Source organism: Paraburkholderia sp. SIMBA_030 (genome assembly GCF_046535245.1).
GTDB lineage: Bacteria > Pseudomonadota > Gammaproteobacteria > Burkholderiales > Burkholderiaceae > Paraburkholderia.
Map to the genome: position 1 here is coordinate 1 of NZ_JAWRXB010000076.1, position 627 is coordinate 627.

Consider the following 627-nt stretch of genomic DNA (forward strand, 5'->3'; position numbering starts at 1 on the left):
GCGCGACATCGAGCCGATTCTGGCGCAATGGGAGGCGTTCGCCGCCACCCTCCTGCCGGCGGCAGCAAACATGGAATCGTTGGCATTACGCAACCACGCGCAGCATATCCTGCACGCCGTGGCGAAGGACTTGCGGACTTCGCAAACCAGGGAAGCCCAACGAGAAAAATCATTGGGGCGGGGCCCCAGCCTGACCGACGCGACCGAAACCGCCGCGCAAACGCATGCCCTTCTGCGGGCACGGGCCGGCTTCAATATCAATCAGCTCGCCGCCGAATATCGCGCACTGCGCGCAAGCGTGCTTCGCTTGTGGATGGACGATTGCGCGCCCGAAGCGCCTGACCTGGACGACGTCATTCGCTTCAACGAAGCGATCGATCAGGCACTGGCTGAATCGGTCGGCTTTTTCAGCGCGCAGGTCGAGCAGAGTCGTAACCTCCTGCTTGGCATGCTGGGGCACGACATGCGCAGCCCCCTCCAGGCGATTCAGGTGACTGCAACGTATCTGGCGGCGCTGAATGCCGGGGAGCGGGTATCGGAAGCCGCCGCCCGCCTGATACGTAGCGGAGCCCGGATGCAGGCGTTGCTTGATGACCTCACCGATTTCAACCGGACCAGGCTGGGCCT

1 protein-coding gene is annotated in these 627 nt (G+C 63.5%); it reads left to right on the forward strand.

Going from position 1 to position 627, the window contains the following annotated elements; genetic code table 11:
* Positions 1–627, forward strand: a 627-nt coding sequence (locus tag SB772_RS39080) for a histidine kinase dimerization/phospho-acceptor domain-containing protein (protein WP_410838398.1), incomplete at both ends; no start/stop codon positions are given.